A 6123-nucleotide genomic window follows, 5' to 3' on the forward strand; every position below is an offset into this window, starting at 1 on the left:
TATTGAAGAAGCTTACGACCTGGGCTACGAAGACTACATCTACAGCGGAAACTACTGCCTGATTGAATGGCCGGAAATGATCGAATCGCTTCTGCCCGAAAAAATGGTGGAGGTAAAAATTGAAGTTCAGGACGACAATACCCGCCTGATTACCGCACAGGAAATATAACCTGCCAATACTGCTTTCTACTTCCCGCTTAATTTTCTTTGAAAACTCCCCTTTTGCTTGTAAATTGGTGCTGTTGATTTCGTCAGATAAATTCATTAAGTTCAATTATGGAAAAAGCAAGAGAAAAGGTATCGATACCAAAAACCATGCTTCTGCCCAAAGAGGAGATGTTGGAGGTAAAAAAGAAGGGCCAGAAAATAAAAATTGGCGTTCCTTCCGATCTGTCGAAGGTTGAATACCGGGTACCTTTATCGCCGCAAGCCGTTGATTTGTTGGTTTCGTACGGCCACGAAATCCTGATTGAACGCGACGCCGGAAAAGCAGCCAGCTACAGCAACGAAGATTACCAAAAAGCCGGCGCTACCATTGTTGAAACCAAAGAAGAAACTTTTCAGTGCGACATCATTTTACGCATCGCCCCTTTCGAATGCGACGAGATCGATGCTTTGCGTGGCAACCAGTTCATCATTTCAAACATGCAGATTCAGGCTCATTGCAATGAATCCATCCAGAAATTGATGCAAAAAAAGGTAACCACCATTGCTTTTGAATACCTTGAAAACGAAGAGGGCTTTCTTCCGTTCGTTCATCAAATGAGCCAGATTGCAGGAGTTACCTCCATTACCATTGCAAGCGAATACCTGAGTAATTCGCGCAACGGAAAAGGCGTTTTGTTTGGCGAAGTTACCGGAGTTACACCCGCCGAGCTGGTAATAATTGGTACCAGTACAGCTGCCGAATATGCAGCGCGTGCAGCACTCGGACTGGGTATTTTCGTAAAGGTTTTTGATACTTCGGTTTACGAACTCAGCAAATTGGAAGAAAAACTTGGACGACGTATTTTTACTTCGGTATTCTATCCCAAAGTTTTACGCAAAGCCCTTATTTCGGCCGATGCAGTTATTGGAGCAACAGCTTTTAATACCCCGCCTAAATTTAAAGTTTCGGAGAGCCTTGTAAAACAAATGAAGGAAGGATCGGTAATTATTGATTTGAACGTGAGCCAGGGGGGCTGTTTCGAAACTTCGAAGTGCACCGATTTTAACAACCCAACATACACCAAACACGGAGTTGTGCACTACTGTGTTCCCAACACTCCGGCCATGGTAGCCCGAACGGCTTCCATTTCGCTGAGTAATATATTAATTCCAATTTTACTGGCCATTGGCGACAACGGAGGAGTTGAAAACTACATAAAAGTATCGAAGGGATTCCGGAAAGGCGTGTACATCTACCACGGCATTCTCACCAATCACGATGTGGGCCGCATGTTCAACATCCCTTCAAAAGACATTGATTTATTGCTCGCTGTTTTTTAACCAAGAAAAAAGTTCCAATGCTGAACTCGCTTTACAAAAAATATCCGTTTAACGACAACCTCAAGGTTAATGCTCGCTCCATATCGTCCGTGAGCCTGGGTATTTTTTTATTTCTGCTGTTCTTTCAGCCCTTCGAAATTCAAAACCCCGATTTTAATAACCGCCTCATTATCCTTGCAACATTTGGCGCTATAACGCTGGTTTTACTCAGTATATTTCGGGTAATAATTCCTTCCATTTTCATCACTGCTTTTTCCGAACAGCGCTGGACAATTTTAAAAGAGATCATCATCGATCTGCTTTTCGTCATTTGCAACTCCGTTGCCTTTGCATTTTTTGCTCGCTACGTAGGCCAAATCCCTATGACCTTTCCAATTGTAATCAATATCGTCATTATCTCAATAACAGCGGCGGTAGTTGTGGTGCTTACCAACCAGTTTTACTTGTTGAAAAAGAAAGTGCAAAAGCTGGAACTTACCCCTGAAGAAGTCATTAAAAATGAATCGACGGAAACTCCGGCTGAAATTGAGTTTGAATCGGAAAACAAAACAGAATATTTTACGCTTTTTCTCGAGCAGTTGATACTGATAAAATCAGCCAATAATTACATTGAAGTGATTTATAAACACAACGACGAGATCAAGAAAAAACTGATCCGGAACACCATGAAAACCACGGAGAAATTGTTACAAAAGTACCCGGAAGTCATTCGCTGTCATCGATCGTGTATGGTAAACAAAAACTACATTAAAAAAGTATCGCGTGGCTCTGATGGTTTGGAACTGAATCTCTTCGATTACCCGCAGGTAATTCACGTTTCAAGACAATATGTACTTCAATTAAAAGAAGCGTTAAAAACATCCTGAGCCAATTTCCTGCCCTTATTTTACCTGTCTCACTTAGTAAATACGTCCAAATCACCTAACAAAGAAGGTATATGGGACTACTGACACTTATCCCGGATAAATGGCAAAAAACCCAAAAACCCGGAAATTATCACTATTAAAAGTTAAAAATCCCAAAAACTTTTTTTTCGAATAAATTGGCTGTTAATTTGAAAAATCGAAAACAATGTAAATTTTATTGCCATGAAACGAGCATGTTTAATCAAATCTCAAAAAGAGTGATGACTAAATAGCGAGTTACATATGATACCTTTTAAACAAACAATTTTAATCATATGAACATATTACTTATTTATCCTGAAAAAGAGAACCATTCAAAAGGATTTGAGGCCTTCTTTCAGAAGCTTTTTAACAAATCAACAGAAGATCCGCTTGAGCTGATCGAGATTTCTATTCAACTACCCATTACCTGGGAAAGAAAGTTGATCGATTTGAACCAGGAGAAGTTAAATACTAAAGATTTGGAGTGGGCTAATTATGTAATCGTCAAAGCCGGTCTGCGACAACGAACTTCAACAGTAAAACTTATCGAGAAGTGCAAAGTTGCAGGGAAAAAGATAATAGCTGAAGGCGAATTATTTGATTCTCAACCGGCCGATTTTGACAATGTAGATCACCTGATTTTGAACCAGGCAACATTTGATCCTTTTGTGCGGGATATGGAAGCCAACACCACCCAACGTATTTACAGCGCTGAATTCAGAAAAGAAAAATTACGCCAAACTGCGTATTCGTTACTGGGATTTTCTGATCACTTCTCGCGAAACATTCATCCGTTTTCGGCGTGAACAAGGATTTTTAGCGAAACGGGGTCTACCACAACGGTGTCTTCCACATGCTCAATTCCTTCTTCGTTAATGCTGTTGCCATCGGCTACAACTTTGTACTTACCTTCGGGTAAGGGAAATTCAACTTCCTCTTCGTTCCCATTAAAAATGAGGAATATCTTCGACCAGTTGTCGCCAACCGCTTTTCCGTCTAAACAATAGGAAACTACACCTATTTTGTACTCGGTACAAAAATTTAAATCTTTTCTGATTGCTTCGGCAGAGGTCATACGGAATGCCGGATGATCTTTCCGTAGCCGAATCAGTTTACGGAAATATTCAAAAACATCGATGTATTCATTTTTGCGGCTCCAATCTATCTGGTTTACCGAGTCGGGCGATTTATAGGAGTTTCCGTTACCTCCTTTTGTACGGCAAAAATCAACACCGGCATGCAAAAGCGGCACGCCTTGCGAGGTTAAAACCAGTGCCCCGGCCAGCTTTACCCGTTTGCGCAAGTCCTCATCACTTGCTTTTGGCAAACTTTGTTTCAGTTTGTCCCAAAGCGTGTAATTATCGTGGCACGACACGTAATTGATACACTGATCGGGCTCGGCAGCCCAAGCCGTTTCAACCGCATCGATATATCCGTAATTCACCTGCGGATGATAAACTGCTGCAGTAATTCCAAACTTAATAGCTTCTTCGCGCAGGTTAAGCCCGCTAACAAAACCTTTCGACTTTTTATCGCCATGGTTTCCTTTTAGGGCATCGCGAAAATCGTCATTAAAGCTGGCTATTCTTCGCATTGCCGACGTGTTCTTTTTAACTGCCCGCTTCGATTCCGGCATCGGACTTTGGTCGGCTGCCCAGCCTTCGCCATAAAGGAATAATCCTCGGTCAATCTTATCCAACGACTTCCGTATTTCCTGCATGGTTTTCAAATCGTGAATACCCATCAAATCAAAACGGAATCCATCAACGTGAAATTCCTCCACCCAGTAGTTAAGCGTATCGATAATGTATTTACGCACCATTTCGCGCTCCGACGCCAGTTCGTTTCCACAACCCGATGCATTTGAGAATGAACCATCCTCTTTCTGTCGGTAAAAATACCCCGGCACAATCTGGTTAAATACTGACTCTTTAGCGTAATAGGTATGGTTAAAAACCACATCCAGAATCACGCCAATTCCATTGGCATGCAGGGCTTTTACCAACTCTTTAAATTCTACAATACGTTTGCGCCCGTCGCAAGGATCAGTTGCATACGAACCTTCCAGCGCATTATAGTGCATGGGATCGTAACCCCAGTTATATTTTTCAAGTGGTTTTTCTTCGTCAACTGTTACATAATCGTTCACCGGTAACAAATGCACATGCGTAACTCCCAACTCTTTTAAATGATCGATACCGGTTTTTACCCCTTCCGGCGAACGTGTTCCTTCTTCGGTAAATCCCAGAAATTTCCCTTTGTTTTCAATGCCTGAATTTTCGGCAATGGAGAAATCACGCACATGCGTTTCGTAAATCACCGCATCGGTAAAACTTTTGTAACGCGGACCATTGTCGTAAACCCACTCTTCAGGATTTGTTGAGTTCGGATTATAGATCATTCCGCGCAATCCATTGGCGCCAACACAGCGGGCATAAATTCCGGCTACCTCATCCAACCATTCGCCATCGTTTACCCTGAAAGTATAGAACTTACCTTCGTAATCGCCGGTAAGAATTGTTCCCCAGGTGCCGTTCTCCTTCTTCTGCAGATTGGTTTTATAGTAGGCTTCACCACGCAGGCCATCTTTGTACAGGCGCAATTCCACCATTTGAGCGGTAGGTGCCCAAATTTTTATCGTAGTTTTTTCTGGCGACCAAAACACACCCAGATCCTTACCCGAATAACCGGGGTAAGTAGAAAAATCGATATGGTTAAATTTCCAGTTTCGCATTAAAATTTAACTAATGTTTTGCGTAAAAATACGGCTTTACTTCCCAGCCTTTTTCCTTTTACATCTTTCAGGTAGATCTTCGTCTTCGGAAACTTTTTCAATTTTTTATCGTGCGCATAAAACCGATTCATATCAATTTTTAACTGATGTGTTTTCCCACTTTCCAGGTACAAAGGATAAAAATTGTAGTTATCCATACCTTTAATCTTGAACTTACGTTTCAGCCAGAAGTTATCGAAAACTAAAAGCGGCTTATCCAAATCAACAGCCGTTGAGCCGGTGTTTTTTACGGTAAGAATTAAATTATCAGGATAGAAATTTGCATCCTTCTCCAATTTGATACTTAACTTTTTAAGTTGTAAAAACGGCCTGCGCTCTTTTTTCGATTTCTTGCCAAAAGAACGGCTACTCACAATAAAAGCTACGGTAACAGCAGCCAGAAAAAGAAATACCCATAGCAGTTTATGCCCTTCGGGACCTACCTCGTTTTGGGCAAAAAGCCACAACGAATTTAATAATAAAACCGCAAGAATACTTCCCTTCTTCATTGTTGCTAATTTGAGGCAAAAGTAAAGTTTTTATTGATTTAAGATCGCTGATGCTTACAGGTTTCAATACTATACGTTCCATACTTAACATGAAACCCATAAGCATCAGTATTTTATCATCGAAGTGCTTCTATCTCTTCAAGCGTTTTTGGCTTTGGTTTGCCGAGTAGCTGTACACCGCTTTCGGTCATTACAAAGTCCTCTTCGTTACGTATTCCTCCAAAATTTCGGTAGCTGTCAACTTTTTCCCAGTTGATAAAATCGTTGAATTTGCCCTGCCCGCGCCACAGATCGATTAACTCCGGAATAAAGTAAATTCCGGGTTCGATGGTAAATACATGTCCGGCTCTCAGCGGTTTTGCCAAACGAAGCGATTTCAACCCAAACTGTGTACTTTTTGGCTGGCCGTCGTAACCCACCCAAACTTCACCAAGATCTTCCATATCGTGTACATCCATGCCCATCA

At 41.5% G+C, this 6123-nt stretch carries 7 protein-coding genes; 4 read left to right on the top strand and 3 right to left on the bottom strand.

Annotation, left to right across the window (positions count from 1 at the left end):
• The first annotated feature begins 1 nt into the window (after nt 1).
• The 4 genes from ABZB17_RS19385 to ABZB17_RS19400 all read left to right on the top strand — a co-directional run bounded on the left by ABZB17_RS19385 (nt 2) and on the right by ABZB17_RS19400 (nt 3181).
• Nucleotides 2-169 (top strand): tRNA (adenosine(37)-N6)-threonylcarbamoyltransferase complex ATPase subunit type 1 TsaE, encoded by a 168-nt coding sequence (locus ABZB17_RS19385; protein ID WP_372652707.1) that lies wholly within the window; start codon nt 2-4, stop codon nt 167-169.
• 107 nt (nt 170-276) lie between these two features.
• Nucleotides 277-1488, top strand: coding sequence for an alanine dehydrogenase (locus tag ABZB17_RS19390; RefSeq protein WP_372652694.1), 1212 nt, complete (start codon nt 277-279; stop codon nt 1486-1488).
• A gap of 17 nt (nt 1489-1505) precedes the next feature.
• Complete coding sequence (locus tag ABZB17_RS19395) at nt 1506-2354, top strand: LytTR family transcriptional regulator DNA-binding domain-containing protein (RefSeq protein WP_372652696.1); 849 nt, start codon at nt 1506-1508, stop codon at nt 2352-2354.
• Nucleotides 2355-2668: 314 nt separating this feature from the next.
• Entirely contained in the window at nt 2669-3181 is a 513-nt protein-coding gene (locus tag ABZB17_RS19400; RefSeq protein ID WP_372652698.1) for a hypothetical protein, read from the top strand.
• Here ABZB17_RS19400 and pulA read toward each other — a convergent pair.
• The 3 genes from pulA to ABZB17_RS19415 all read right to left on the bottom strand — a co-directional run.
• Complete coding sequence (gene pulA, locus ABZB17_RS19405) at nt 3163-5109, bottom strand: type I pullulanase (protein ID WP_372652701.1); 1947 nt, start codon at nt 5107-5109, stop codon at nt 3163-3165. The two genes, ABZB17_RS19400 and pulA, sit on opposite strands and share 19 nt — an antisense overlap.
• Nucleotides 5109-5657, bottom strand: a complete 549-nt coding sequence (locus tag ABZB17_RS19410; RefSeq protein WP_372652703.1) for a hypothetical protein — start codon at nt 5655-5657, stop codon at nt 5109-5111. Before ABZB17_RS19410 ends, pulA begins: the two co-directional genes overlap by 1 nt.
• 116 nt (nt 5658-5773) lie before the next feature.
• On the bottom strand, nt 5774-6123 hold a 350-nt coding region (locus ABZB17_RS19415; RefSeq protein WP_372652705.1), incomplete at its 5' end, for a M24 family metallopeptidase.

The organism is Draconibacterium sp., from assembly GCF_041583095.1.
GTDB lineage: Bacteria > Bacteroidota > Bacteroidia > Bacteroidales > Prolixibacteraceae > Draconibacterium.

Excerpts from the sequence above, each read along its gene's own strand:
- ABZB17_RS19390 (WP_372652694.1), top strand. The coding sequence starts at position 277 with ATGGAAAAAGCAAGAGAAAAGGTATCGATACCAAAAACCATGCTTCTG.
- ABZB17_RS19395 (WP_372652696.1), top strand. The coding sequence starts at position 1,506 with ATGCTGAACTCGCTTTACAAAAAATATCCGTTTAACGACAACCTCAAG.
- ABZB17_RS19400 (WP_372652698.1), top strand. The coding sequence starts at position 2,669 with ATGAACATATTACTTATTTATCCTGAAAAAGAGAACCATTCAAAAGGA.
- pulA (WP_372652701.1), bottom strand. The coding sequence starts at position 5,109 with ATGCGAAACTGGAAATTTAACCATATCGATTTTTCTACTTACCCCGGT.
- ABZB17_RS19410 (WP_372652703.1), bottom strand. The coding sequence starts at position 5,657 with ATGAAGAAGGGAAGTATTCTTGCGGTTTTATTATTAAATTCGTTGTGG.